This window comes from Photobacterium damselae, from assembly GCF_003026815.1.
In the GTDB taxonomy this organism is placed as follows: Bacteria; Pseudomonadota; Gammaproteobacteria; order Enterobacterales; family Vibrionaceae; genus Photobacterium; species Photobacterium damselae.
In genome coordinates this window covers 72,991-99,227 of record NZ_PYOG01000004.1, presented here as the reverse complement: position 1 = coordinate 99,227, position 26,237 = coordinate 72,991, and the positions used below count along the sequence as shown (strand labels likewise).

Sequence of the window (26,237 nt, the reverse complement as noted above, 5' to 3'; positions counted from 1 at the left end):
TTTTGCTCTTACTACAAGAGTAAGAAGAATAATGGTGCCGACTACCGGAGTCGAACTGGTGACCTACTGATTACAAGTCAGTTGCTCTACCTACTGAGCTAAGTCGGCACAAAATTCGTGGATTTCAAGATACTCAAATGAGATATCATAAAATCAAATGTGGCTCCTCCTGCTGGACTTGAACCAGCGACATACGGATTAACAGTCCGCCGTTCTACCGACTGAACTAAGGAGGAATAGTGGTGCCTCGAGGCGGAATCGAACCACCGACACGGGGATTTTCAATCCCCTGCTCTACCGACTGAGCTATCGAGGCAAAAATAGGGGAGGTAAGTCCTCTATTTTGCTCTTACTACAAGAGTAAGAAGAATAATGGTGCCGACTACCGGAGTCGAACTGGTGACCTACTGATTACAAGTCAGTTGCTCTACCTACTGAGCTAAGTCGGCACAAAATTTGTGGATTTCAAGATACTCACATGAGATATCACAAAATCAAATTTGGCTCCTCCTGCTGGACTTGAACCAGCGACATACGGATTAACAGTCCGCCGTTCTACCGACTGAACTAAGGAGGAATAGTTTGTTGCACCACACATCACTTCGAAAGGGAAGTAATGGTGCCTCGAGGCGGAATCGAACCACCGACACGGGGATTTTCAATCCCCTGCTCTACCGACTGAGCTATCGAGGCAACGGAGCGCTATTAAACGGATTTTCTGGCCTTTCGTCAACCTTTTTTTCGAAAAAAATCAGATTTTCATTTGGTTGCTGAGAAACTAAACAATTACTGACTTAATCGCTGAAAATATCTCGGGTGATTTTTCATGTTGTTAAGCGGCTAACGAAAAAACGAGTTAATTTTATCACTGGTTATAAGCGAATTAACTCGTTTTATTGATTATTTATTCGCTTGGTGGAGTGTATCCATCGATAACGACGTCTTTACCTTCAAACAAAAAGTTAACCATTTCTGTTTCAAGCAGCTGACGATGCTCTGGATTCATCATGTTTAACTTTTTCTCATTAATGAGCATGGTTTGTTTTGCTTGCCACTGAGCCCATGCTTCTTTAGAGATATTATCAAAAATGCGTTTACCAATTTCACCTGGGTAAAATTGAAAATCCAAACCATCGGCTTCTTTTTGTAAACGAGTACAGAAAACAGTACGGCTCATAAGATATTCCTTACATGCTACATCTGGTATTTATAATGCTAGTTATACCAGAGTCAGGTTCGATGGGCTATAGCGAAAACTGGGTGCTCACTATAGCGTCGTAGTTAATTGGGTTATCGAGGCAAATCGTAGCTTAAACTGTCCAAAATCTTCTGAACTGGAGCGGCTAATCCCACTTTAGCAGGGTGAGTGAGGCTATACCATTGGCCATTTTCGCGGATCAAATTGGGCTGGTGTTGGATCGTAAAGAGCACCGGAATGATATCGAGATGATAGTGACTAAATGTGTGGCGAAAAGCGGTTAGTTGCTCTTTTTTAACCATGCCATCAGCATCTAACTGTGCGAGAGTCATGCCTAATCTAGATTCGATTAATGGGGTTAGATCTTCATGATCTTGCTGTGGGAAGCACCACAATCCGCCCCAAATACCGCTTTGTGGTCGTTGTTCAAGCCAAACTTCATCACCACATTGAATAATGGCGAACCACGCTTGCTTTTCTGGTTTGGTGGTTTTGGGCTTTTTCCCCGGGAAATCGGTTTGGCGACCTTGCGCTTTTGCTACACACATATCAGCAACAGGACATAACTCGCACTTGGGTTTACTGCGAGTACAAATCATTGCGCCCATGTCCATCATGGCTTGGTTATAGCGCTCAACTCCATCGCTTGGTGTATTTTGTTCGGCAATTTGCCATAACTTATTTTCTACGGCTTTTTGCCCAGGCCAACCCTCAATACCATAACAGCGAGATAGGGTACGTTTTACATTGCCATCTAAAATAGGGTGATGTTGTTTTAGTGATAGCGATAAAACGGCTCCCGCTGTTGAACGACCGATACCTGGTAAAGCTTGTACTTGGTCGATATCGGTGGGGAAAATGCCATTATATTGCTCAACAATTACTTGGGCCGCTTTATGTAAATTACGGGCACGGGCGTAATAACCTAACCCTGTCCAAAGGTGAAGCACCTCATCTTGTGGGGCTTGAGCTAAATCTTGAACGGTGGGAAATTGCGCCATAAATCGTTCGAAATACGGGATAACCGTTGCGACTTGGGTTTGCTGCAACATGATCTCAGACAGCCAAACTTTATATGGTGTTTTATTTTGCTGCCAAGGTAGGGTTTTACGACCAAATTTATCGTACCAAGTTAAAATGGCAGTGGAGAAGTTATGACTCATGGGGCTCACTTTACTTTGCGATTCGTGCAAGGCTTATCTATGATGGAAAGACTCAGTTGGTACTGAGGCTTTCTTGTTGGTATTTATTGTAGGTTCTGGGACCAAATTGCATCATAAAGTTGGTTGTTTCGCAATCGATGGGGTTGCACTTAGCCCGTAACTTTGGATAATGCCGCTTCATTTCTTTTTAGTGTGGATAGTAAAAGCATGTGCGAAGATACAAAGAAGTCTGGTGAAGTTACCATGATGGATTTAACCGATGATGGCAAAGTAAAGCGTAAGATTCGTAGCTTTGTTCGTCGTGAAGGCCGTTTAACCAAAGGGCAAGAAGCTGCTCTTGAGAATAACTGGTCTACTATGGGTATTGACTTTGCACCTGAGCTACTAGACTTAAAAGAAGTGTTCGGTCGTGAAGCACCAGTAGTATTGGAAATTGGTTTTGGGATGGGTGCATCGCTAGTTGAGATGGCGAAAAACGCACCAGAGAAAAACTTTATCGGTATCGAAGTACATAGTCCAGGTGTTGGCGCATGTCTAATGGCTGCAGAAGCGGAAGGTTTAACTAACCTACGCGTAATGTGTCACGATGCAGTTGAAGTGTTTGAACACATGCTACCTGAGCAAAGCTTAGATACACTGCAACTGTTCTTCCCTGACCCATGGCATAAAGCGCGTCACCATAAGCGCCGTATCGTACAGCCAGAGTTTGCTCAAATGATCCGTAGCAAATTAAAAATTGGTGGTATTTTCCATATGGCAACAGACTGGGAAAACTACGCAGAACATATGGTTGAAGTTATGGATGCTGCACCAGGTTACCGTAACACGGCGACTGATGGTCCATACATTGAGCGTCCAGAAGATCGTCCGCTAACTAAATTTGAAGCACGTGGTCACCGTTTAGGTCACGGCGTGTGGGATATGAAGTACGCACGTACAGAATAATTAGCCGAAATTACGGTTGCGTGATATCTCGTATGGGAATATAACGTTAGCTGTGTTAGAGCAAGAATTAACGAAAAGCCAGCCTTAGTGTTGGCTTTTTTGTCCTTGGAGAAATGCAATGAAGCCAACTCAAGCGCTACTGAATGAAATCTTAGATGAAGCAAGACCGCTAATCGGCCAGGGAAAAGTCGCCGACTATATTCCAGCTCTTGCTAATGTTCCGGCCAGTAAACTTGGTATTGCGGTTTGTTACAACGATGGTGAGATCATCGGAGCCGGTGATAGCCAAGAAGGATTTTCGATTCAGTCTATTTCTAAAGTATTAGCACTTACTTTGGCAATGACCTTGTATGAGCCTGAAGAAATTTGGACCAGAGTGGGTAAAGAGCCTTCAGGTCATGCTTTTAATTCAATGATCCAGCTTGAATTAGAAAATGGCATTCCACGTAATCCATTCATTAATGCTGGTGCCTTGATTGTGTCTGATTTGCTGCATAGTCGATTATCAGCACCTCAATATCGAATGCTCGAACTGGTGCGGCAATTGTCGCAAAACCCGACGATTATCTATGACAAGATCGTTGCCAGTTCAGAGATGCAGCACAGTGATCGTAACGCCTCAATTGCATATTTAATGCGATCTTTTGGTAATTTTAGCAACGAAGTAATGCCAGTTTTAACCAACTATTTTAGCTATTGTGCTCTTAAAATGAGTTGTGTCGATTTGGCGCGAACCTTTAGTTATTTAGCCAATAAAGGGGTACCGTTAGGTGCAGAACAGGGAATTATAAGCCAAACTCAATGTAAGCAGATGAACGCATTACTTGCAACCTGTGGGCTTTATGATGGTGCTGGCGAATTCGCTTATCGAGTAGGAATGCCTGGTAAATCTGGCGTAGGTGGCGGGATTATTGCAGTGGTACCTGGAGAGATGACTGTCGCTGTGTGGTCTCCTGAATTGGATCACTCGGGCAACTCTTTAGCAGGGACTGCAGTACTTGAGATGTTTGCTGAGCGTGCAGGTCGTTCTATTTTCTAATCGGGCATTTGTGGTTGTCATGCCCATAATGATAAAGGGGTATGACATGTTATTTATTGCGCTAAAAGCCATCGTCGTTCAGATTGGAATCATTGCGATTTTGATGTTTCCTAAATGGTTACAAGCTCAGCCTTGCCAAATTGAGTGGCAAAATGAGATATCTTTGCAAGATGGAAGGGTGAATCTGCAGGGCGGAAATGGGTCTTTTTCGATCACCGAACAAGGTCATTTATACTTTGATGTACATCCGGTTCAGTTAAATTCACAGCAGCAACAGGTATTGAGTGAATATCATCATCTGATTGCGCAAGATCTGCCGTATGTATTGTCGCGTAGCCAAGTGATAGATCAAAAAATCTGTGATATTGGACTGCAAAGACAAGCGCAAGAGCATAAGATCCAGCAATTAATTCCAGCCCTTAAACAGTGGCAAAGTGTTCAAGTTCTATAATTGGGTTTGATTGATTAAAAAGGCGAACGGTGATTCGCCTTTTTATTTGTTACTTTGTTCTAGCGTGCAGTGTATTACTCATCATCTTCAACAAAGGCGGCTAAAAGATCATTTAAGAATAGTTTGCCATGCTCTGTGATCTGCCAATGAGTATCGCTTTCGGTGAGATAATTTTGTGCCAAAGCCCAGTCTATAGCCCCTTGAATGTGGGTTAATGGTAAGCCAGTTCGCGCTACAAAATCTTGCTTTGGACAAGCTTCTAATAAACGAAAACGGTTCATAAAGAACTCAAAAGGACGCTCGTCATTAGCGACTATGGTTTCTTGGTCAAGATAGGCCTTTTCTGGATTTAAATAACCACGGGGATGCTTCACTTTTATGGTACGAACGATACGTCCATCATCAAAGCTGATTTTGCCGTGAGAGCCACACCCAATTCCTAAATAGTCACCAAAACGCCAGTAATTAAGATTATGCTGACACTGCTTTCCTGGTTTGCTATAGCCTGAAATCTCATACTGAACGTAGCCCGCATAGGTGAGCATTTTATGGCCTTGCTCGAAGATATCCCATAGATCATCATCATCAGGCAGTGTTGGCGGTTGAGAATAAAATAGGGTGTTGGGCTCAATAGTCAGTTGATACCAAGATAAATGTGGCGGATTTAACCCAATGGCTTGAGCAAGATCGGCTAAAGCATCATTGATACTTTGATCGGGTAGGCCATGCATAAGATCAATATTAAAGCTATTGAGTCCGGCTTCTGCTGCCAGTTTTGCCGCTGTAATCGCTTCTTGAGCACCGTGAATTCGACCTAAACGTTTTAATTTCTCATCTTGAAAACTTTGGATTCCAATTGAGATCCGGTTAACGCCTGCTTGTTGATAAGCTTGGAAACGCCCAGCTTCAACCGTACCTGGGTTGGCTTCCATCGTAATTTCAATATCATCACTAAAAGGAATGCGAGCTTCGATCCCCTGGAGTAATCGAGCAATTTCCTCCGGTGAGATCAAGCTTGGTGTACCACCACCGATAAAGATCGAATGCAGTTTTCGTTCGCCATGCTCTAAATGGTAAGCAAGGAGATCGGTGCTGAGATCATCGAGTAAGGCATCAATATAATCGAGCTCTGGGATCTCAGCTTTTAGGGCGTGAGAGTTAAAGTCACAATAAGGACACTTTTGCACGCACCATGGAATATGGACATACAAACTGAGCGGTGGTGGTATTAACATTAGGCGTCCTTAAGAGCGGCAAATAACTGCTGTAGTGCTTGTCCGCGATGAGATAATTGCTTTTTACGGGCAGGCTCTAGTTGAGCTGATGAACACTGATCTTCTGGTACCCAGAAAATAGGATCGTAACCAAAGCCATTTTCACCCAGACGTTCTGTAAGAATACGACCTTCCCAACGACCATGACAAACTAAAGGGGTTGGATCGTTTTCATGGCGCATCATCACTAATACGCAGTGGAATCGAGCGGTGCGTTGGTCTTCTGGCACATTCTCCATCGCAACTAATAACTTATCGATATTGGCGCTATCAGAGGCATCTTCACCGGCATAGCGTGCAGAATAAATACCAGGAGCACCTTGCAGGTAGTCAACCTCTAAACCTGAATCATCTGCAATGGCTGGAAGTCCAGTCTCTTTAGCGGCGTGACGCGCTTTAATGATGGCGTTTTCAATAAATGTCGTACCGGTTTCAGCCACAGAAGAGACATTAAAATCACTTTGGGCCACAACATTGAAACCAAAATCAGACAGCAGATCGGCCATCTCTTTTACTTTACCTTGATTTCCCGTTGCTAATACTAGTTTGCTCATGGGGTAGCCTTGTTATGTCGATTGAGTGGGTATGATACAAATAAAAAAGCGAATGCCCAAGGTGGGGATTCGCTTTTGTAAGATAGCGGTAAGTGACTTATCTAGCTATTGAGAAGCTCAGTTATGATGGCTGGCATCTCTCTTGGGCTTTCGACTCGAACTTGTTTATGGCGACCTAATTCGCCTTTTTCGATAACGATATGACCCTTAGCAACTTTAAATTGTTTTGATAAGTACTTGGTCAAATGGGCATTCGCTTTTCCGTCTACCGGTGGTGCGGTAATGGCGATTTTCAACTCTTCACCATGAATGCCGACGATCTGATCGCGGCTGGCTTTGGGTTGAATATACAGACGAATAATAAGATCGTCTCCCATAAGACTTAACGCTGGACAACTCATAGCTGGAACCAAATAGGTCCAATTAAATCACCCATTAGGTAATTTGCAAACTGCAGAGCTAAAAAGAGCACAAGAACGCTTAAATCTAGACCACCCATTGCAGGAATAACGCGACGAATAGGGGCTGTTAGCGGCTCAGTTAATTGATGCATTACATATTCAATTGGACTGCGGCCTTGGCTCACCCAGCTCATAATAGCGCGGATTAATAGTACCCAAAATAGTAAACCACCTGCGGCTTTGATCATAGAAAGTAGACCAATCCATAGGAAGTCAGGACTAAATAGCATGTTGCCGCCAGTGAAAATCATCTGTAGCAGAACAAATTTAAGTACACTAAGCACGTAGGCAAATAGCAGTGTTGCCATATCAACCGAGCCAATAGATGGGATCACTCGGCGTAGCGGTGCAATAACAGGCTGAGTAGCCTTTACGACAAATTGTGAAAACGGATTGTAGAAGTCTGCTCGTGACCATTGAAGCCAGACACGAAGCAACACCACCATGATGTAAAGATTAAATACAGTTTGGACTAGAAAGCCAATTGAGTTCATAGCATAAGACCTTAAAACAGTTGTTCCATTTCTTGTGCGCGAGCGACGGCCGCTTGCATAGCTTGCGCTACAGTATCACTGAGCTGGTGTTGATTAAAAGTAGCAATTGCTTCTGCGGTAGTTCCACCTTTCGATGTTACTTGCTCTCGCAGTGTGGCAAGGGAAGTTGCAGGGTTTGCTTCTACCATGTGTGCCGCACCTAGTGCTGATTGTTGAACGAGTAGGCGAGCCGTTTCTGGATCAAACCCTTGGCGTATTGCTTCTTGTTCCATAGCTTCCATAAATAGGAAGAAATAAGCCGGCGCACTACCTGCTGCGGCAATCACGCCATTAATGTCAGCTTCTTGGCTAACCCAGCAGACTTTACCAACGGCAGTCAGTAGCTGCTCAGCAAAAGCTTTATCAGCTTGAGCTAATCCATCAACAGCAAATAAGCCACTCATGCCTTGGCCAATAAGAGCCGGTGTATTTGGCATCACTCGCACCAGATTTAATTGGCAAGCGAGCATTTCGTTGAGACGAGCTGATGAAACACCTGCGGCAATAGAAATCACCAGTTTATTGCTAAAGTCTACCTTTTGTAGCGGCTTACACACTTCGGCCATAAGCTGAGGTTTAACGGCTAAAACAACCACATCAGCGGCAGCTGCACTAGCAAAGTTGTCGCTACTGGTTTGGACACCGTATTCTTCTGCTAATGGCTGACGACGTGTCGCACTTGGCGCTGTTACGGTAATTTTCTTTGGGTCATAACCACTATTTACCAGTCCGGCAATAATGGATTTAGCCATATTGCCCGCGCCGATAAAAGCGATAGAGCGTTGTGTCATGAGTTAATCCTTAACTTAGTTATAATTGCGAGCGCCAAAAATAGCCGTACCAATACGAACTATGGTGCTACCTGCTGCGATTGCGGCATCCATATCACCACTCATACCCATAGATAATGTATCCAGTTGAGGGTGCAGGGGTTTAAGTTGCTCTAGTGCTTGTGCCAGAGAGCGGAAAGCGGCCAATTGACTCTCGTAGTCATCAGCTTGCTCTGGAATCGACATTAAACCACGTAAAACCAGATTTGGCATTTGAGCGACTTGATTAGCCAGTTCTGCTACTTGTTCAAAGTCCAGACCTGACTTACTTGCCTCACCGCTGGTATTAATTTGCAGTAATACGTTTAGTGGTGGCAGATCGGTTGGTCGCTGGTCATTGAGACGCTGAGCAATTTTAAGGCGATCAACTGAATGAACCCAATCAAAATTTTCTGCAACCGGGCGGCTTTTGTTTGATTGTAGCGGGCCGATAAAGTGCCAAGTGAGCGCATCGGCTTGAGGATGAGCGCGGAAGTGTTCAATTTTTTCGACACCTTCTTGGACGTAGTTTTCACCAAAAGCAAATTGGCCCGCTTGAATTGCTTCTTCGATCGCCGCGATTGGTTTGGTTTTACTCACGGCTAGAAGTTGCACAGAATCGGCGGTTCGACCGCATTTTTTTGCTGCAGCATCAATCTCACTGATGACCTGCTCAATATTTTGTTTGATACTAGTCATAATTACGTCTTAAGGAAAAAGTATGGATATCACCGAATTATTAGACTTCAGTGTAAAACATAACGCATCGGATCTGCATCTTTCAGCAGGTGTTCCACCTATGATCCGTGTAGATGGTGATGTACGCAAGTTAAGTTTACCTGCATTAGAGCACTCAGAGGTTCATCGTCTGATTTTTGATATTATGAATGATGCCCAACGTCGTCAATTTGAAGAAGAGTTAGAAGTCGACTTCTCATTTGAATTACCCGATGTTGGCCGTTTTCGTGTTAACGCTTTTCACCAATCTCGAGGTTGTTCTGCGGTCTTTCGTACTATCCCTATGACTATTCCAACCTTGGAATCTCTGAATGTGCCCGATGTTTTCTACAAAATAGCACAATGTCAGCGTGGATTGGTATTAGTTACAGGGGCTACAGGTTCTGGTAAATCCACCACCATTGCAGCATTGGTTGATTATATTAATGAGCACACCAATCGTCATATCCTCACGATTGAAGATCCAATTGAATTTGTGCATCACAGTAAACGTTGTTTGATTAACCAACGAGAAGTGCATCGTGATACCCACAGTTTTCAAGCCGCTTTGCGCTCGGCATTACGTGAAGATCCCGATGTGATTGTTGTGGGGGAATTGCGAGATCAAGAGACCATCAGTTTAGCGTTAACTGCTGCAGAAACCGGACACTTGGTTTTAGGTACGCTACACACAAGTTCAGCAGCCAAAAGTATTGACCGTATTATCGATGTATTTCCTGGTAGTGATAAATCCATGGTTCGCTCCATGTTATCTGAGTCATTACGTGCAGTGGTTTCCCAAAGTTTGTTGAAATGCATTAGCGGTGGTCGTGTGGCTTCCCATGAGATCATGATGGCAACCCCTGCGATTCGAAATTTGATCCGCGAAGATAAGATTGCTCAGATGTATTCCATGATCCAAACCGGATCGGCAATGGGAATGCAGACAATGGAACAGAGTGTGAAGATGCTGGTTGCCCAAGGACTAGTGGAAGCAGAAGAAGGTCGTCGTATTGTCGACAGTGCCCAACAGATCTAAGAGTTGATGGGATGAAACTACAAGAAATTTTAAATCAGGTTGTTGAACGTAAAGCGTCGGATCTCTATATCACCGTGGATTCTCCGTGCCTATTAAAAGTGGATGGTGTGTTGCATCCCATTGGCGATACGTTAGATCGTACAGGGGTTGATTTACTGTTTGATGAGGCGATGGACAGTGCTTTATATCAAGAGTTTGTTGATACCCGAGAAGCGAATTTTGCTTTAGTTCGTGGCGATTGGCGGTTTCGTGTCAGTGCGTTTTGGCAGCGAGAATTACCCGGCATGGTTGTTCGTCGGATTGAAACCGATATTCCAGATATCTTTAGCCTGAAATTGCCGATGGATATGCAAAAAATGGCTCTAGCTAAACGCGGTTTAGTTTTAGTGGTTGGTGCAACGGGGTCGGGTAAATCGACTTCGATGGCGGCAATGACCGGGTTTCGAAATCAAAATCGCAGTGGCCACATTTTAACGGTTGAAGATCCGATTGAATTTGTCCACAAACACGATAAATGCATAGTGACTCAGCGTGAAGTTGGTCTCGATACTGAGAGTTATGAAGTGGCGCTTAAGAACTCTTTGCGACAAGCGCCTGATATGATCTTAATCGGCGAAATTCGTACGCAAGAGACGATGGAATATGCGATGAATTTTGCGGAAACGGGTCATTTATGTATGGCCACATTGCACGCCAATAATGCTAACCAAGCGTTAGAGCGCATTCTGCATCTGGTACCGAAAGAGCGCCAACATCAGTTTTTGTTTGATTTATCCTTGAACCTTAAATGCATTTTAGCTCAGCAACTTATCCCTGATGCTCATGGTCAAGGACGGCATGCAGCCTTTGAACTATTAATTAATACACCGCGAGTGGCAGATCTTATTCGTCGTGGTGAACTTTATGAGATCAAAGATGTGATGGCCAAATCAGGTGAATCGGGAATGATGACTTTTGATCAATCGTTGTATGAGTTATTCACTAAAGGTGCCATTACAGAACAAGATGCTCTTCATCATGCGGATTCTCCAAATGATTTACGTTTAATGATCAAAGTAGGGAGTAAAGATAAAACGGCGATCAATGCGTTGGATGGGGTAACGGTAGATTTTAATTAAGGTTCATGATGATCTACTTACTAATAGGTCATCATAGGCTAAAAAGTAAATAAGTTTACAATAAGATATAAAGTATTGAATTTATTATTGTATAAGTTCGATGCCTTTTTTATTGTTCAGCAAATGGGGTTTTTGAGTACAAATAGTCCAAAAGCTGTACAAGCTGTACACAATAGATCTGCTGCGGGTTTGGGGAAGATCAACTCAGAATGTTTAAGGCGTGGTCAGCTTTTGGCTGTAAAGGATGATCTTTGTTGATCAAAAGTGGATTTAAGCAGCAGAAAGAGATCTGCTGCTTAGGAAAAAGATCGGATAAAAATTTGCAGATTAATATTGGTTTTCAAACCAGCTTTCTAAAATGACAACCGCTGACTGTGAGTCAATGTTGCCTTTACTTAGATTACGGTAACCACCAAACTCAAACAGTTCAGCACGAGCTTCTGCTGTTGATAAACGCTCATCGTGGAGTTCTACCTGACAACCAAAACGGCCATGCAGACGATTGGCAAATTTTTTCGCTCGTGGCGTGATGGTTTCGAGTTCGTGGCCAGACATATCAAGTGGTAGGCCAACGACGACTAAATCTGGCTGCCACTCTTTTAGAATTTGCTCAATGGCTTCCCAACTTGGAATCCCATCGCGCGCTTTAAGGGCTTTTAATGGTTGAGCGGTACCTGTGATTTCTTGCCCGATAGCAACACCGATACTTTTTGTGCCGTAATCAAAAGCTAATACTGTACGAGATTGACTCATGCGTGTCCTACATCTGTTGAAAGCTGAGCGGCAGTAAAGCCCATTTTACTAATGGCGTGCTGCCAGCGTTGATTAAGTGGGGTATTAAAAATGATCTCAGGATCGGCTTCAACGGTTAACCAACTATTTTCTGCCAGTTCTTGCTCTAATTGTCCCGCATCCCAGCCTGCATAACCTAATGCCACCAGAAATTGTTGCGGACCTTGAGAAGAGCCTAACTCAGAGAGCACATCCAGTGATGTGGTAAGAGCAAGTTGATCTGTAATTAAAATACTTGAAGTATAGTTGTGATGGCCTGAATGCAAAACGAAACCACGATCTTCGGAAACTGGCCCGCCATTAAGAACTTGCGCGGTGAGTTTACTTGGCTGAGTGATCAAATAACTTGGTTCTACTTCGATCTTTTCGAACATTTCAGCAATGGATACATCGACAGATTGGTTGATGATAACGCCCATCGCCCCATCTTCATTATGCTCACAAATATAAATAACCGTTTTTTCAAACAGTGTCTGCTGTAGCGATGGCATCGCAATTAAAAAATGGTTGGTGAGGTTCATGAAGGTTTCCCAAAACACAAATGAGACAGAGTTGTCTTACCGTGTTATTAGTATGCCGAGTCTTAGCCATAATTGGTATTGGTTTTCGATAAAGAATAAAAAACGCAGCAATAAGTGCTGCGTTTGATTGATTTACGAAACTTTGATGAGAGATTAACGGCCAAGTCGGCGTTCAATCGCATCCATCAATTTACCTGTAATTGAGATATCAAATGCCGCTTCGATTTCTCGAATACAGGTTGGGCTCGTTACATTGATTTCAGTTAGCTTATCGCCAATCACATCAAGGCCAACAAAGATAAGGCCTTTTTCTTTGAGTGTTGGTGCTACAGCTTCTGCAATACGACGATCTGTTTCGCTCAGTGGGCGAGCTTCACCACGACCGCCAGCCGCTAGATTACCACGAGTTTCCCCTTTAGCCGGAATGCGCGCTAGGCAGTATGGCATTGGTTCACCATCAACCACTAAGATACGCTTATCACCATTACTGATATCAGGAACAAAGGTTTGTGCCATACAGTAATTTTGCCCCATGTTTGTTAGGGTCTCGATGATAACCGAAACGTTAGGATCACCATTCATTACGCGGAAAATAGAAGATCCACCCATACCATCAAGTGGTTTTAAGATCACATCACCGTGTTGCTGGTGGAAAGCTTTGATCTTATCGGCACGGCGCGTCACCATAGTGGTTGGCGTTAGTTCTGGGAACCAAGCGGTAAAGAGTTTTTCGTTACAATCACGTAAGCTTTGAGGCTTATTGACGATAAGTGTACCTTCAACTTCTGCACGCTCTAAGATATATGTTGCGTAGATGTATTCGGTATCAAATGGAGGATCTTTACGCATTAAAACGGCATCTAGTTCAGATAGCGCGATCTCTTGCTCCGATTGGAATTCAAACCAACCATTTGGATCTTCTTTTAAGCTAACCACACGAGTACGCGCAACCGCTTTACCTTGCTCTAATGATAAGTCATTCATTTCCATGTAGTGGATTTCCCAGCCGCGACGCTGAGCTTCCATCATCATAGCAAAGCTTGAATCTTTCTTGATATTGATAGACTCGATAGGGTCCATCACAATACCCAGTTTGATCATTCGTATCTCCTTGTTGTGGATTAGCCTAAATCACCAAAGCGAACTTGCAGTGCGGTGATGGCTGTCATTGCTGCGGTCTCAGTTCGTAATACGCGAGGACCTAGCAATATCTCATCAAAGTTATAATTTTCTGTCATATCGATTTCATCACTAGAGAGGCCACCTTCAGGGCCAATTAAGAGACGAACATCAGTAACAGGTGTTGGCAGAGTATTAATTGAGTATTTTGCACGAGGATGAAGATTCAGTTTCAACCCGGAAAATTCTTCTGCACACCAGTCTTCTAATTTCATAATTGGGCGGATCTCAGGGACCACATTACGGCCACTCTGTTCACACGCAGCAATCGCAATTTTTTGCCATTGCGCCAGTTTTTTATCAAAACGTTCGCCGTTAAGTTTTACGCCACAACGTTCAGAAATCAGTGGGGTAATGGTATTTACGCCTAATTCGACCGACTTTTGAATGGTAAATTCCATTTTTTCGCCACGAGAGACAACCTGACCTAAATGGATATTCAGTGGCGACTCAATGCTGCATTCAACACGTTGTTGGATTTCAACTTCAACGTTCTTTTTACTGGCATTGGTGATGATCGCGGGAAATTCAGCATTACTTCCATCAAACAGCATGATTTCTTGACCTGCTTGCATTCGCATAACGCGACCAACATGGTTTGCCGCATCGTCACTCAACATAACAGAGCCTTGGCTTGGTAACGATTCTGGGTGGTAAATACGTGGAATTCTCATGAGGCGCTGATCAACCTATGTTTATAATCTTGTTAAGGGATAAATAGTATCACGAATCACAACAGATCAAATCGTAATGGTAAAGAATAAAACACCCAGTGAGTGTGGGGCTCACTGGGTTGTTGTTTCAATTACAATTTAGCGGTTTGACAGGCGTTGTGTACAAATGGATTGTGATTACCTTGAATTTTTGCAATTTCACGGTCTCGTTGGCATTCCCACGCAGTCACTGGATACATTTTATCCCAGGCTTCCATCAGGCGACGTTGCTGTTTTGATAGGTTAAATTTGTATTTGTTGTTCATATATAGATAGGTACGAGCAATGGCTCCACGGGCTCGTGTTGGTGGATCGGCTCGACGACCTTTAAAGTCAATTTTCATTTCACATTGACCATAATAAGCGCCTTCATTGCCATTCCACGGCATAAATTGGAAATTAGAGCGATCGCCGTTGACTTCACCAATAGCTGGAGTCAAATTATGCAGATCCGACTCCATTTTTTTGAATGTTTTATCTTTGCCACACTCTTTGCGTCCGCCGTTTTGCCAACACTGTAATTGGTGACCAAATTGCCACGCAGGTACAACATGTTCCCACTCTATTCGGTTCGCCCGTTTTTCCTGTTTGCGGACTTGATAACCACAACTTTCAAGATCGGGCACCATTTTTTTACCCTGCCATTTAATATCACAGCCACAGTAAAACGTAATGGGATGCTCTTGGTAGAGCTCAGAAGCGACACGCTTAGCACTGGAGAAGTTAGCGGGTGCTTTGGCAAATGCTGTAAGCGGTAATAGTGCGCCGAGTACCAACAAGCGCAGGGATGGTCTCATATCCAGTCCTTTTACTTATTTAATGCGAGTGATATCACATCAAGATGTATTATGAATTAGCATAATTACACCATAAAAGAGGATAGATCGCGTTATAAATAAGTAAGTTTGCGATTTATTCTAGTAATTTCTATTGGCGAGCTTTGAGTGGTTGTTTGCAACTTCGGCAGTGATATACCGCTTGTTGGCGCTGAATTTTATTATGACGACGAATACTCAATTGATGCTCTTGGCACTGGCAGTCATAGAGGTAGGTTTGACCTTGAACTGAAGAAACATCAAAACTGTGGGTGGTTTGAGCGGGAATATTAAACACTTGAGTCATGATTAATTGCCACTCTCGACCATGGGGTTTTACTCGACCAAACAGTTTAAATACGATGAGGTGAGCAATCTCATGGGGGACAACATGATTAATAAAAGCGTCAGGATTTTCTTGTAATAGCACCGGATTAAACCGTACTTCCCAGCTCTGCAGTCGGGCACTACCGGCAATCTTACCGCGCTGGGTAAAGGTGACTTTAGGGACTGAGAAATGCTTTTGCAATCGAGTATTGGCGTGCTGAATACAATGAGTAACTTGGGCAATGATCTGTTGTTGTAGAGCTGACATACGATGAAGTGAAAAGGGGAGACACTTGATTAGAATAAATCAATTTAATGCAAAAAGGGAGCTCGCAAGCTCCCTTTTAAATTTGTGTCTTTAACGGCTGACTTAGCTTAATTTAGCGAAGTCACGCAGCGCTGCAACTTTATCTGTTTTTTCCCAAGGGAACTCTTCACGGCCAAAGTGACCGTATGCTGCAGTTTTCTTATAAATAGGCTGAAGAAGATTTAGCATCTCTTGTAGGCCGTATGGGCGTAGGTCAAAGTGCTGACGTACTGCTTCGATGATGATCTCTTGTGCTACTTTTTCAGTACCAAAAGTTTCTACCATGATAGATGTTGGATCTGCCACACCGATTGCGTAAGAAAGCTGGATTTCACAGCGATCTGCCATGCCTGCCGCAACGATATTTTTCGCAACATAACGAGCAGCATAAGCAGCACTACGGTCAACTTTTGATGGATCTTTACCAGAGAATGCACCGCCACCGTGACGAGCTGCACCGCCGTATGTATCAACGATGATCTTACGACCTGTTAGACCACAGTCACCCATTGGTCCACCGATAACGAAGCGACCTGTTGGGTTGATGAAATACTTAGTATCACGGCTTAACCATTCAGCAGGTAGGACTGGCCTAATGATCTCTTCCATTACCGCTTCACGAAGATCCGGTGTTGAGATTGAATCGCTATGCTGAGTAGAAAGCACTACTGCATCGATACCTACAATCTTACCGTTGTCGTATTGGAACGTTACCTGAGATTTAGCATCAGGACGAAGCCATGGCAGGGTACCATTCTTACGTACTTCTGCTTGACGCTGCATTAGTAGGTGAGAATAAGTAATAGGAGCTGGCATTAGCACATCAGTTTCGTTAGTTGCATAACCAAACATAATACCTTGGTCACCAGCACCTTGTTCTTTAGGATCTGTCTTATCAACACCTTGGTTAATATCTGGTGATTGCTTACCGATGGTGTTTAAGATAGCGCAAGAGTTTGCATCAAAGCCCATATCTGAATGAACATAACCAATTTCACGAACAGTTTCGCGAGTCAGTTCTTCAATATCAACCCAAGCAGAAGTAGTGATCTCACCACCAACCATCACCATACCGGTTTTTACGTAAGTCTCACACGCCACACGTGCTTTCGGGTCTTGTTCTAAAATTGCATCTAGTACCGCATCTGAGATTTGGTCTGCGATTTTATCAGGATGACCTTCTGATACTGATTCAGAAGTAAACAGGTGTTTAGCCATGAAAGATCTCACTTTTTTATTTCTTAAATAAGGTAACTAGGTAGCGTTTTACTGTGAACTCTTACTTAGCAGTAGTGACGTATGTATGGTTATACGTTTAGAGCTACCTCCGTCTAGACGTCTATAATACGCAGAATCGAGATAAAATCAACAACACAAACTGTGGGGAAAAGAGAAAGGAGCAGGAATACGTGTCAGGTTTAGTTTCCAATAGATAAAAGCAAACGATTACTTAACTGTTTGGTTATTCGCGCTAATTTAATAAAAATGTTGCTAGTTGTCTGAAAATGTACCGATTTTTTACAGGAAATCGTTTGCAGTGGTGAAATGGGTTTGCGACAATATTGCACCGTTGATGAAGGGAAATAAGATCATTTTTCTTCTTTTATATAAGTCTAGGTATTTCTTGGAGCAGACATGACTTCTAGCAACGCGATTTCTCGTAAACAGTTGGCTAATGCAATCCGCGCATTGAGCATGGATGGGGTTCAACAGGCAAATTCTGGTCACCCTGGTGCGCCTATGGGTATGGCTGATATCGCTGAAGTTTTATGGCGTGGTCATATGAACCATAACCCGCAAAACCCAAATTGGGCTGATCGCGACCGTTTTATCCTATCAAACGGTCATGGTTCTATGCTTATCTACTCTCTGCTTCATTTAACAGGTTACGATCTAGCTATCGATGATCTGAAAAACTTCCGTCAACTGCATTCAAAAACTCCTGGTCACCCAGAATACGGCTATGCACCAGGCGTTGAAACAACAACAGGTCCTCTAGGCCAAGGTATTACTAATGCTGTAGGTATGGCATTAGCTGAAAAAGCATTGGCTGCACAATTTAACCGTGAAGGTCATGATATTGTTGACCACCACACATATGTGTTTATGGGCGACGGTTGTATGATGGAAGGCGTTTCTCATGAAGCGTGTTCTCTAGCAGGTACTCTAGGTCTTGGTAAATTGATCGCATTTTGGGATGACAACGGTATTTCTATCGATGGTCATGTTGAAGGTTGGTTCTCTGACGATACGCCAAAACGTTTTGAAGCATACGGCTGGCATGTTATCCCTGCTGTTGATGGTCATGATGCTGAAGCAATCAATGCAGCAATTGAAGCGGCAAAAGCAGAAACTACACGTCCAACACTGATTTGTACGAAAACCATCATCGGCTTTGGTTCACCAAATAAAGCAGGTTCTCACGACTGTCACGGTGCACCACTAGGTGCTGAAGAGATTAAAGCTGCTCGTGAATTCCTTGGCTGGGAACACGGCCCATTTGAAATTCCTGCTGATATTTATGCTCAGTGGGACGCAAAAGAAGCGGGCAGCGCAAAAGAAGTCGCTTGGGATGAAAAATTTGCGGCATATGCTGCACAATACCCAGAATTAGCGGCTGAGTTTAAGCGCCGTGTTAATGGTGAACTACCTGCAAACTGGGAAGAAGCAACCTCGGCAATCATCGCTGATCTGCAAGCAAACCCAGCTAATATTGCTTCTCGTAAAGCATCACAAAACGCACTAGAAGCATTTGGTAAGTTACTGCCAGAATTTATGGGCGGTTCGGCTGACCTTGCTCCATCAAACCTAACTATGTGGTCGGGCTCTAAAGCTTTAACCGCTGATGATGCATCGGGTAACTACATTCACTACGGTGTGCGTGAATTTGGTATGACTGCGATTATCAATGGTATGGCTCTTCACGGTGGCTTCGTACCATACGGTGCAACATTCCTAATGTTCATGGAATACGCTCGTAACGCAATGCGCATGGCTGCACTAATGAAAGTGCAAAACATCCAAGTTTACACACACGACTCTATCGGTTTGGGCGAAGATGGCCCAACACACCAACCGGTTGAACAAATTGCTTCTCTGCGTTTAACACCAAACATGAGCACATGGCGTCCGTGTGACCAAGTTGAATCAGCTGTTGCTTGGAAATTTGCTATCGAGCGTAAAGATGGCCCAACTGCACTTATCTTCTCTCGCCAAAACTTAGCTCAACAAGAGCGTGATGCTCAGCAATTAGCTGACATCACAAAAGGCGGTTATGTGCTTAAAGATTGTGATGGCAAGCCAGAGTTAATTCTGATTGCAACGGGTTCTGAAGTTGAACTTGCAACAGAGGCTTATGCTCTACTTACTGCTGAAGGCCGTAAAGTGCGCGTTGTCTCTATGCCAGCAACAGATGTATTTGACAAGCAAGATGCTGCTTACCGTGAATCTGTACTACCATCTGATGTAACTGCACGTATCGCTGTTGAAGCTGGCATTGCAGACTTCTGGTACAAATATGTTGGTTTTGAAGGCCGCATCATCGGTATGACATCATTTGGTGAATCAGCGCCAGCCGATCAACTGTTTAAGCTATTTGGTTTTACCGTAGAAAACGTGGTTGATACTGCAAAAGAGCTACTTGCTTAATTAAACCGCACTTAAATTGTTGACCAAGACGAGATCTATGTCTCAAAAGTGATACGATTTATTTCGCTGAGTGAAAAAAAGGGCCTGAGAATGGGCCCTTTTTTTATCTTTTTGTAGAAATAAAAGACATAATTGGTCACTGAAATTGCATTTTTTACATATTTTTAAACTATAACTTATTGATTCTTATCTGTTGTTACAATAAATAATCATTAGTTCACAATTTAAGTGATAATCTCTTTTCGATGTTATACACTAACGCCGCTTGGTATTTTTGTAGCACGGATATGACACTAAGAGTCGCAATTAACGGATTTGGTCGCATTGGTCGCAGTGTATTAAGAGCACTGTACGAAAGTGACAAATACCGACATATCAACGTCGTGGCAGTCAATGAATTGGCTGAGCCAGAAGCTATGGTTCACCTTTTACAATATGATTCCAGCCATGGACGATTTACAAAGCCTGTCTCATACGACCGGGAGCATCTTGTTGTCACTCATGAAAATGGTCAACAAGACCGTATCGCTATTCTCCATCATGATCAGATAGAACAACTTCCTTGGCATCAATTGGATGTCGATATTGTCTTAGATTGTACCGGTGTCTACGGTTCACGTTCTGATGGCTTAGCTCATATTGATGCTGGCGCGCGCAAAGTTCTTTTTTCTCATCCTGCTACTCATGATATCGACAATACCATTATCTATGGTGTTAACCATGACTCTCTAACGCCATCGCAGCGTATTGTTTCTAACGGTTCTTGCACCACCAATTGTATTGTTCCAATTATTGATGTTCTTGATAAAGCCTTTGGTATTGAATCAGGAACCATTACCACGATTCATTCGGCAATGAATGATCAACAAGTGATTGATGCATATCATCCAGACTTGCGCCGAACTCGAGCTGCAAGTCAGTCTATTATTCCAGTTGATACTAAACTTCATCTTGGAATTGGCCGTATTTTCCCGAAATTTTCTGACAAATTTGAGGCGATCTCTGTGAGAGTGCCCACAATTAACGTGACCGCAATGGATTTAAGCGTTACTGTTAAAACAAATTTGAAAGTTAATGACATAAATCAATCACTATCAAATGCTTCTCGTTGTACATTAGAGGGCATCATCGATTATACAGAAGCACCACTGGTTTCGATTGACTTCAATCACGATCCCCATAGCGCGATTGTTGACGGTACTCAAACCCGTGTCAGTAATCAGCATTTAGTTAAAGTGCTGGTGTGGTGTGATAATGAATGGGGCTTTGCTAATCGTATGTTAGATACTGCGTTAGCAATGCACGCTGTCGGCTATTTGGACAGCTAACGAAGGATTATAGGGTTTGGCAGTGACGCTAAACCGACAAAACTTTAACTTTAATAATGTTGAGAGGACAAACCATGTCTGTAATCAAGATGACTGACCTGGATCTAGCAGGTAAACGTGTATTCATCCGTGCTGACCTTAACGTGCCAGTAAAAGATGGCAAAGTAACTTCTGATGCTCGTATTCTTGCATCTCTACCTACTATCAAGCACTGCCTAGAAGCGGGCGCTAAAGTAATGGTTACTTCTCACCTAGGCCGCCCAACTGAAGGTGAATATGCAGAAGAGTTCTCTCTACAGCCAGTAGTTAACTACCTAAACGATGCACTAGATTGTGACGTTAAACTAGCTAAAGATTACCTAGACGGCCTAGAGCTAAACGCAGGTGAGCTAGTTGTTCTTGAAAACGTTCGTTTTAACAAAGGCGAGAAGAAGAACGAAGACGAGCTATCTAAGAAATATGCAGCTCTTTGTGATGTATTCGTAATGGATGCATTCGGTACTGCTCACCGTGCACAAGCATCAACTTACGGTGTTGGTATGTTCGCGCCAATCGCGTGTGCTGGTCCTCTACTAGCTAACGAACTAGAAGCACTTGGCAAAGCAATGGATAACCCAGCTCGCCCAATGGTTGCTATCGTTGGTGGTTCTAAAGTTTCTACTAAACTAACTGTTCTTGAGTCTCTATCTAAGATTGCTGACCAGATCGTTGTTGGTGGTGGTATTGCAAACACATTCATCGCAGCAGAAGGCAACGATGTTGGTAAATCTCTATACGAAGCAGATCTTATCGGCACAGCTAAAGAGCTTATGGCTCAAACTAGCATCCCAGTTGCAACTGACGTTGTATGTGCAAAAGAGTTTTCTGAGTCTGCAGAAGCGACAGTAAAAGCAGCAACTGAAATTGCCGCTGATGACATGGTACTAGATATCGGTCCTGACTCTGCAGCAGAACTTGCTCGTATCATCAAAGATGCAAAAACTATCCTATGGAACGGCCCTGTAGGCGTATTTGAAATCGACCAATTTGGTAAAGGTACTGAAGTTGTTGCTAAAGCAATCGCAGAATCTGAAGGTTTCTCTGTAGCTGGTGGTGGTGATACTCTAGCAGCTATCGACAAGTACGGTATTAAAGATCAAGTATCTTACATCTCTACTGGTGGCGGTGCGTTCCTTGAGTTCGTTGAAGGCAAGAAACTTCCTGCAGTTGAAATGCTTGAGACTCGCGCTAAAGCATAATGATTCTGGCGCGAAAGCTTAGTCTTTCGCGCTTTAATCGTTTGTGAATCATATCGGCTTCGACTAAAATAGGAGCCTACCGCAAACGATTGCACAGATTTTTATTTTAAACAGACAACAAGGCAAATAGGACTATTGTTATGTCTAAGATCTTCGATTTCGTAAAACCTGGTGTTATTTCTGGCGATGACGTTCAGAAAGTATTTGAAGTAGCAAAAGAAAACAAATTTGCTCTTCCAGCTGTAAACGTAGTTAACACTGATACAATCAACGGTGTTCTAGAAGCTGCTGCTAAAGTTAAAGCTCCAGTTATCGTTCAGTTCTCTAACGGCGGTGCTGCATTCTTCGCTGGTAAAGGTCTAAAACTTGAAGGTCAAGAAGCACAAATTAAAGGTGCTGTAGCTGGTGCTAAATATGTTCACGCTATCGCTGAAACTTACGGTGTGCCTGTAATTCTTCACACTGACCACGCTGCTAAGAAACTTCTTCCATGGATCGACGGTCTACTAGACGCTGGTGAAGAGTTCTTCGCTCAAACTGGTAAGCCTCTATTCTCTTCTCACATGATCGACCTTTCTGAAGAGTCTCTAGAAGATAACATCGCAATCTCTTCTAAGTACCTAGAGCGCATGGCTAAGATGAACATGACTCTAGAAATCGAACTAGGTTGTACTGGTGGTGAAGAAGACGGCGTTGACAACTCTCACATGGATCAGTCAGAGCTTTACACTTCTCCAGAAGACGTTGCATACGCATACGAGAAACTAAACGCTATCAGCCCACGTTTCACTATCGCTGCATCTTTCGGTAACGTACACGGTGTTTACAAGCCAGGTAACGTTGTTCTTACTCCAACTATCCTACGTGATTCTCAAGCATACTGTTCAGAGAAGTTCGGCCTACCTGCTAACTCTCTAAACTTCGTATTCCACGGTGGTTCAGGTTCTACTGAAGCTGAAATCCAAGAGTCTATCGGTTACGGTGTTATCAAAATGAACATCGATACTGATACACAGTGGGCAAGCTGGGATGGCGTTCGTAAGTTCGAAGCTGAAAACCACGACTACCTACAAGGTCAAATCGGTAACCCAACTGGTCCTGACGCTCCTAACAAGAAGTACTACGATCCACGCGTATGGCTACGTGCAGGTCAAGCTTCTATGGTTGCTCGTCTTGAGAAAGCATTTGCAGACCTTAACGCAATCGACGTACTATAATTTAGCCTCTTGCTGATTATATAATCGAAAACGTGAAAAAGGCTCATCGTAAAGATGAGCCTTTTTTTATATCTAAAACAAAAGCTTAAAAACATTTAATCAGTAAATATCACTATTTTTATTTTAATTTATCAAATCTACTGAATTTTTTACTACCCTTGATCGTGCAAAATATCAATAATAGTGATCTATGACAGATATTTGACAGTCGTTGAAAAAAACGCTGTTATATTAGGACGAGCCTTCCGCTGGCTATAGTCCTCATCACTCTGATTGCCACAGTAGGATGATTGACTATCACTAGCGATGCTTTCTTAACTAACTATAATTTTTAGAGAGTAATGATCAATGAGTGAGAACGTTGCAGAAAAAGTGGTAGATAAAATCACTGATAATTCGCTAACTGATGGCGTAATGCACGCAGGCAATTGGATTGCTGATAACCAAGATCTACTAATTCAATACGCAGTAAACCTGGTTTCAGCATTGCTGATCCTATTTATTGGTAACATCGCAGTGAAAATGATCGCTGGCGGTGTAGCTAAAATGCTACGTAAAAAAGATATGGATAATGCTGTTGTTGAGTTTATCCATGGTCTAGTTCGCTACACTTTATTTGTGATCGTTCTGATTGCAGCACTTAGTCGAGTTGGTGTTCAAACTGCATCTGTGGTTGCGGTGATCGGTGCAGCAGGTCTTGCTGTGGGTCTTGCTCTTCAAGGCTCTCTATCTAACTTTGCTGCTGGCGTATTGATTGTTGCTTTCCGTCCATTTAAATCAGGTGACTTTGTTGAAGTTGCAGGTGTTTCTGGTTCTGTTGAATCTATCCAAATTTTCTCAACTGAACTTCGCACTCCTGATAACAAGACGGTAGTGGTGCCAAACTCATCAATTATTGGCAACCCAATCACTAACTACTCTCGTAATGCGACTCGCCGTGTTGATTTAACTATTGGTGTGTCTTACAAGGCCGACCTTCAGCAGACTAAAGAAGTATTAACTCGCGTAGTTAAAGCAGATGAGCGTGTACTTCAAGATCCAGAACCAACAATCGGTGTGGTTGCTCTTGCTGACTCATCTGTAAACTTTGTGGTTCGTCCATGGGTGAAAACTGCTGATTACTGGGCTGTATACTTCGACCTAACTCAAGCCATTAAAGAAGAGCTTGATAAAGAAGGCATTGAAATTCCATTCCCACAAATGGATGTACACCTAAATAAAATTGAAGGCTAATTCTAATTAGTTAATAAAAAGGAGCTGATTTCAGCTCCTTTTTTTTGATCTTTACTATGTATCCGGTAAATTCAAGTTACAGGATTTAGAGCGTTGTTATTGATTCTGATTTATCGGGTGTAAGTAATACGACAGGATTGTTTAGTTGACCTAAAAGTAGAGGAAGTTGCTCGGTTGCAAAGGCAAAAGTATGATCAGGTTTTCCTGGAGTAAACATAATTTCTTGATAATTGTAGATATCAGGATCAACCAGTAACGTGATATGTTGAGGTAGGGAAAATGGACAAACAGCACCCGGTACACAATGGATTTGTTCTATCATTTCTTCATCACTGCACACAGAAACACGCTTACCAATGGCTTGTTTAATTTGCTTACTATTGAGACGGTTATCTCTATGGGTCAGCAAAAGGCAATAGCCTCCGCCTTTTATTTTTAGGAATAAGCTTTTGGTTGGTGCCGCTGTCCAGCCTAAACGCTCTGCTACAATAGCATCAGTTGTAAAGTCTAAGATATCTTCATGTTGCCATTCTTGATATGGGATACCCGCTTGATTAAATAGCGTCCAGTTTGCTTGATATAGAGTATCAAGTTTTTTTTGCTGTTCTGTAGGCAAAATCTATCCTCCTGTGATTAACCCTAATGTATACCCAAGTAATTTCAAATATATCTTACCTTGAGTATCTAAGTGGTATCTGTGATCCATTCCTAAATCAAAACTGAACAATGTTCATAATTTCATTGCGTAGAAAAAACTTTTTTGTTAGTTTGAGGAGGTATCAAGCAGTTTTATTGATGGTTTACCTACCTTCCACTTATAACAAGACTGTGGAAATAACATTAGGATATAGAGGATATTTATATGAAAAAAACAGTACTTGCTGCCGTATTAAGTATGTCATCTTTGCTATCTATTAATACAATGGCTGCGGATCTGTCCTTTCCTCATCTTGAAACTCAAGGATCGGGTGAAATTGTAGTTCAGCCAGATATGGCTATTTTTTCTGTTCGTGTGGTTGAGACCAAAGCAACAGCAAAAGAAGCGAAAGAAGCTGCAGACAGTGCTGTCGCTAAATTTGTAGAGCGTTTAACTCAAGTTGGCGTTGAACGTAGCGATATCAACAGCGCTAATATCAACCTAACACCACAATATAAATATCCTAAAGACGCTAAGCCTGAGTTAACAGGTTATAAAGCATCGCGCCAAGTTACCGTGACGGTTCATGCGCTTGATAAGCTCAATACCTATTTAGATGATGCGTTAGGTGATGGTATTAACCGTATCGATAATATTCAGCTAAAAGTGGCTGATGAAACTAAGTATCAAGAACAAGCTCGTCAGGCTGCAATAAAAGATGCGATCTCAACCGCTAAGTCTTTAGCTCAGGGCTTTGGTGATAGCTTAGATGGGGTATGGCAGATCTCATATCGTAATGACTATCGACCTCAACCATATATGGTGAATTTGGGTGCTGCGCCTCGTAGTGCAATGGCCGATGAAGCTGCGGTCAATGCCAGTTATAACGACGCATCCATTAAGATCCGTGATGAAGTCAATGTGATCTTTAAGCTTAAAGATGGTGCTCAATAAGCATATAGCACGATGTTAAAAGGGGAG

At 42.9% G+C, this 26,237-nt stretch carries 27 protein-coding genes and 6 tRNA genes; 11 read left to right on the top strand and 22 right to left on the bottom strand.

Annotated features, from left to right (window positions below; genetic code table 11):
• Nucleotides 1-32: 32 nt before the first annotated feature.
• The 8 genes from CTN07_RS06035 to mutY form a co-directional block, all read right to left on the bottom strand.
• A tRNA-Thr gene (locus CTN07_RS06035) sits at nucleotides 33-108 on the bottom strand.
• Between the two features lie 52 nt (nucleotides 109-160).
• A tRNA-Asn gene (locus tag CTN07_RS06030) sits at nucleotides 161-236 on the bottom strand.
• 4 nt (nucleotides 237-240) lie between these two features.
• A tRNA-Phe gene (locus CTN07_RS06025) sits at nucleotides 241-316 on the bottom strand.
• Nucleotides 317-373: 57 nt separating this feature from the next.
• A tRNA-Thr gene (locus CTN07_RS06020) sits at nucleotides 374-449 on the bottom strand.
• 52 nt (nucleotides 450-501) lie between these two features.
• Nucleotides 502-577: transfer RNA gene (locus CTN07_RS06015), tRNA-Asn, on the bottom strand.
• Between the two features lie 40 nt (nucleotides 578-617).
• A tRNA-Phe gene (locus CTN07_RS06010) sits at nucleotides 618-693 on the bottom strand.
• Between the two features lie 211 nt (nucleotides 694-904).
• Complete coding sequence (locus CTN07_RS06005) at nucleotides 905-1,177, bottom strand: oxidative damage protection protein (RefSeq protein WP_005297669.1); 273 nt, start codon at nucleotides 1,175-1,177, stop codon at nucleotides 905-907.
• A gap of 113 nt (nucleotides 1,178-1,290) precedes the next feature.
• Nucleotides 1,291-2,361, bottom strand: coding sequence for an A/G-specific adenine glycosylase (gene mutY, locus CTN07_RS06000; RefSeq protein WP_005297671.1), 1,071 nt, complete (start codon nucleotides 2,359-2,361; stop codon nucleotides 1,291-1,293).
• 207 nt (nucleotides 2,362-2,568) lie between these two features.
• Between mutY and trmB the strand changes: the two genes are divergently transcribed.
• The 3 genes from trmB (at nucleotide 2,569) to CTN07_RS05985 (ending at nucleotide 4,796) form a co-directional block, all read left to right on the top strand.
• Nucleotides 2,569-3,306, top strand: a complete 738-nt coding sequence (trmB, locus tag CTN07_RS05995; RefSeq protein ID WP_005297673.1) for a tRNA (guanosine(46)-N7)-methyltransferase TrmB — start codon at nucleotides 2,569-2,571, stop codon at nucleotides 3,304-3,306.
• A 118-nt stretch (nucleotides 3,307-3,424) separates the two neighbouring features.
• Nucleotides 3,425-4,345 (top strand): glutaminase B, encoded by a 921-nt coding sequence (gene glsB, locus CTN07_RS05990; protein ID WP_005297674.1) that lies wholly within the window; start codon nucleotides 3,425-3,427, stop codon nucleotides 4,343-4,345.
• 46 nt (nucleotides 4,346-4,391) lie between these two features.
• Complete coding sequence (locus tag CTN07_RS05985) at nucleotides 4,392-4,796, top strand: DUF2884 family protein (protein ID WP_050787742.1); 405 nt, start codon at nucleotides 4,392-4,394, stop codon at nucleotides 4,794-4,796.
• A 74-nt stretch (nucleotides 4,797-4,870) separates the two neighbouring features.
• Here the strand turns inward: CTN07_RS05985 and hemW are convergent, their stop codons facing one another.
• The 6 genes from hemW to CTN07_RS05955 all read right to left on the bottom strand — a co-directional run bounded on the left by hemW (nucleotide 4,871) and on the right by CTN07_RS05955 (nucleotide 9,126).
• A complete protein-coding gene (gene hemW / locus CTN07_RS05980; RefSeq protein ID WP_005297677.1) occupies nucleotides 4,871-6,031 on the bottom strand; it encodes a radical SAM family heme chaperone HemW in 1,161 nt (386 codons plus the stop codon).
• Complete coding sequence (locus CTN07_RS05975) at nucleotides 6,031-6,624, bottom strand: XTP/dITP diphosphatase (RefSeq protein WP_005297680.1); 594 nt, start codon at nucleotides 6,622-6,624, stop codon at nucleotides 6,031-6,033. The genes hemW and CTN07_RS05975 overlap by 1 nt, the downstream gene beginning before the upstream one ends.
• 101 nt (nucleotides 6,625-6,725) lie before the next feature.
• On the bottom strand, nucleotides 6,726-7,025 hold the full coding sequence (yggU, locus tag CTN07_RS05970; protein ID WP_036763214.1) for a DUF167 family protein YggU: 300 nt from the start codon (nucleotides 7,023-7,025) through the stop codon (nucleotides 6,726-6,728).
• Entirely contained in the window at nucleotides 7,022-7,579 is a 558-nt protein-coding gene (locus CTN07_RS05965) for a YggT family protein (RefSeq protein ID WP_005297682.1), read from the bottom strand. The genes yggU and CTN07_RS05965 overlap by 4 nt, the downstream gene beginning before the upstream one ends.
• An 11-nt stretch (nucleotides 7,580-7,590) precedes the next feature.
• Nucleotides 7,591-8,409, bottom strand: a complete 819-nt coding sequence (gene proC / locus CTN07_RS05960; protein WP_005297684.1) for a pyrroline-5-carboxylate reductase — start codon at nucleotides 8,407-8,409, stop codon at nucleotides 7,591-7,593.
• A gap of 15 nt (nucleotides 8,410-8,424) precedes the next feature.
• Complete coding sequence (locus CTN07_RS05955) at nucleotides 8,425-9,126, bottom strand: YggS family pyridoxal phosphate-dependent enzyme (RefSeq protein WP_005297686.1); 702 nt, start codon at nucleotides 9,124-9,126, stop codon at nucleotides 8,425-8,427.
• 22 nt (nucleotides 9,127-9,148) lie between these two features.
• Here CTN07_RS05955 and CTN07_RS05950 point away from each other — a divergent pair, with 22 nt between their 5' ends.
• Both CTN07_RS05950 and CTN07_RS05945 read left to right on the top strand, forming a co-directional pair.
• Entirely contained in the window at nucleotides 9,149-10,183 is a 1,035-nt protein-coding gene (locus tag CTN07_RS05950; RefSeq protein ID WP_005297689.1) for a type IV pilus twitching motility protein PilT, read from the top strand.
• A gap of 11 nt (nucleotides 10,184-10,194) precedes the next feature.
• Entirely contained in the window at nucleotides 10,195-11,301 is a 1,107-nt protein-coding gene (locus CTN07_RS05945; protein WP_005297691.1) for a PilT/PilU family type 4a pilus ATPase, read from the top strand.
• A gap of 327 nt (nucleotides 11,302-11,628) precedes the next feature.
• On the opposite strand, the gene ruvX is transcribed toward CTN07_RS05945, so the two are convergent.
• The 7 genes from ruvX to metK all read right to left on the bottom strand — a co-directional run bounded on the left by ruvX (nucleotide 11,629) and on the right by metK (nucleotide 17,173).
• Nucleotides 11,629-12,054 (bottom strand): Holliday junction resolvase RuvX, encoded by a 426-nt coding sequence (ruvX, locus tag CTN07_RS05940; protein WP_005297693.1) that lies wholly within the window; start codon nucleotides 12,052-12,054, stop codon nucleotides 11,629-11,631.
• Nucleotides 12,051-12,614 (bottom strand): YqgE/AlgH family protein, encoded by a 564-nt coding sequence (locus CTN07_RS05935; RefSeq protein WP_005297695.1) that lies wholly within the window; start codon nucleotides 12,612-12,614, stop codon nucleotides 12,051-12,053. Before CTN07_RS05935 ends, ruvX begins: the two co-directional genes overlap by 4 nt.
• A gap of 153 nt (nucleotides 12,615-12,767) precedes the next feature.
• Complete coding sequence (gene gshB, locus CTN07_RS05930; protein WP_005297697.1) at nucleotides 12,768-13,715, bottom strand: glutathione synthase; 948 nt, start codon at nucleotides 13,713-13,715, stop codon at nucleotides 12,768-12,770.
• A 20-nt stretch (nucleotides 13,716-13,735) separates the two neighbouring features.
• A complete protein-coding gene (gene rsmE / locus CTN07_RS05925) occupies nucleotides 13,736-14,467 on the bottom strand; it encodes a 16S rRNA (uracil(1498)-N(3))-methyltransferase (RefSeq protein ID WP_005297699.1) in 732 nt (243 codons plus the stop codon).
• Nucleotides 14,468-14,598: 131 nt separating this feature from the next.
• Nucleotides 14,599-15,303, bottom strand: a complete 705-nt coding sequence (endA, locus tag CTN07_RS05920) for a deoxyribonuclease I (protein ID WP_005297700.1) — start codon at nucleotides 15,301-15,303, stop codon at nucleotides 14,599-14,601.
• A 130-nt stretch (nucleotides 15,304-15,433) separates the two neighbouring features.
• Nucleotides 15,434-15,916 carry a SprT family zinc-dependent metalloprotease gene (locus tag CTN07_RS05915; RefSeq protein WP_036763215.1) on the bottom strand — a complete coding sequence of 161 codons (483 nt, stop codon included), beginning with the start codon at nucleotides 15,914-15,916 and terminating at the stop codon, nucleotides 15,434-15,436.
• 102 nt (nucleotides 15,917-16,018) lie between these two features.
• Entirely contained in the window at nucleotides 16,019-17,173 is a 1,155-nt protein-coding gene (gene metK, locus CTN07_RS05910) for a methionine adenosyltransferase (RefSeq protein ID WP_005297702.1), read from the bottom strand.
• 417 nt (nucleotides 17,174-17,590) lie between these two features.
• Here metK and tkt point away from each other — a divergent pair, with 417 nt between their 5' ends.
• From tkt to mscS, 5 genes are all read left to right on the top strand, one after another.
• Entirely contained in the window at nucleotides 17,591-19,603 is a 2,013-nt protein-coding gene (gene tkt / locus CTN07_RS05905; protein ID WP_005297704.1) for a transketolase, read from the top strand.
• A 287-nt stretch (nucleotides 19,604-19,890) separates the two neighbouring features.
• A complete protein-coding gene (epd, locus tag CTN07_RS05900) occupies nucleotides 19,891-20,931 on the top strand; it encodes an erythrose-4-phosphate dehydrogenase (RefSeq protein ID WP_036763217.1) in 1,041 nt (346 codons plus the stop codon).
• A 74-nt stretch (nucleotides 20,932-21,005) separates the two neighbouring features.
• Complete coding sequence (locus CTN07_RS05895) at nucleotides 21,006-22,169, top strand: phosphoglycerate kinase (protein ID WP_005297708.1); 1,164 nt, start codon at nucleotides 21,006-21,008, stop codon at nucleotides 22,167-22,169.
• Between the two features lie 140 nt (nucleotides 22,170-22,309).
• Nucleotides 22,310-23,386: a class II fructose-bisphosphate aldolase gene (fbaA, locus tag CTN07_RS05890; RefSeq protein ID WP_005297710.1), complete on the top strand. Its 1,077-nt coding sequence runs from the start codon at nucleotides 22,310-22,312 to the stop codon at nucleotides 23,384-23,386.
• Between the two features lie 348 nt (nucleotides 23,387-23,734).
• Nucleotides 23,735-24,619 carry a small-conductance mechanosensitive channel MscS gene (mscS, locus tag CTN07_RS05885; protein ID WP_005297712.1) on the top strand — a complete coding sequence of 295 codons (885 nt, stop codon included), beginning with the start codon at nucleotides 23,735-23,737 and terminating at the stop codon, nucleotides 24,617-24,619.
• Between the two features lie 85 nt (nucleotides 24,620-24,704).
• Here the strand turns inward: mscS and CTN07_RS05880 are convergent, their stop codons facing one another.
• On the bottom strand, nucleotides 24,705-25,235 hold the full coding sequence (locus CTN07_RS05880; RefSeq protein WP_036763218.1) for a YbaK/EbsC family protein: 531 nt from the start codon (nucleotides 25,233-25,235) through the stop codon (nucleotides 24,705-24,707).
• Nucleotides 25,236-25,481: 246 nt separating this feature from the next.
• Here CTN07_RS05880 and CTN07_RS05875 point away from each other — a divergent pair, with 246 nt between their 5' ends.
• A complete protein-coding gene (locus CTN07_RS05875) occupies nucleotides 25,482-26,210 on the top strand; it encodes an oxidative stress defense protein (RefSeq protein ID WP_005297715.1) in 729 nt (242 codons plus the stop codon).
• The last annotated feature ends 27 nt before the right edge of the window (nucleotides 26,211-26,237 follow it).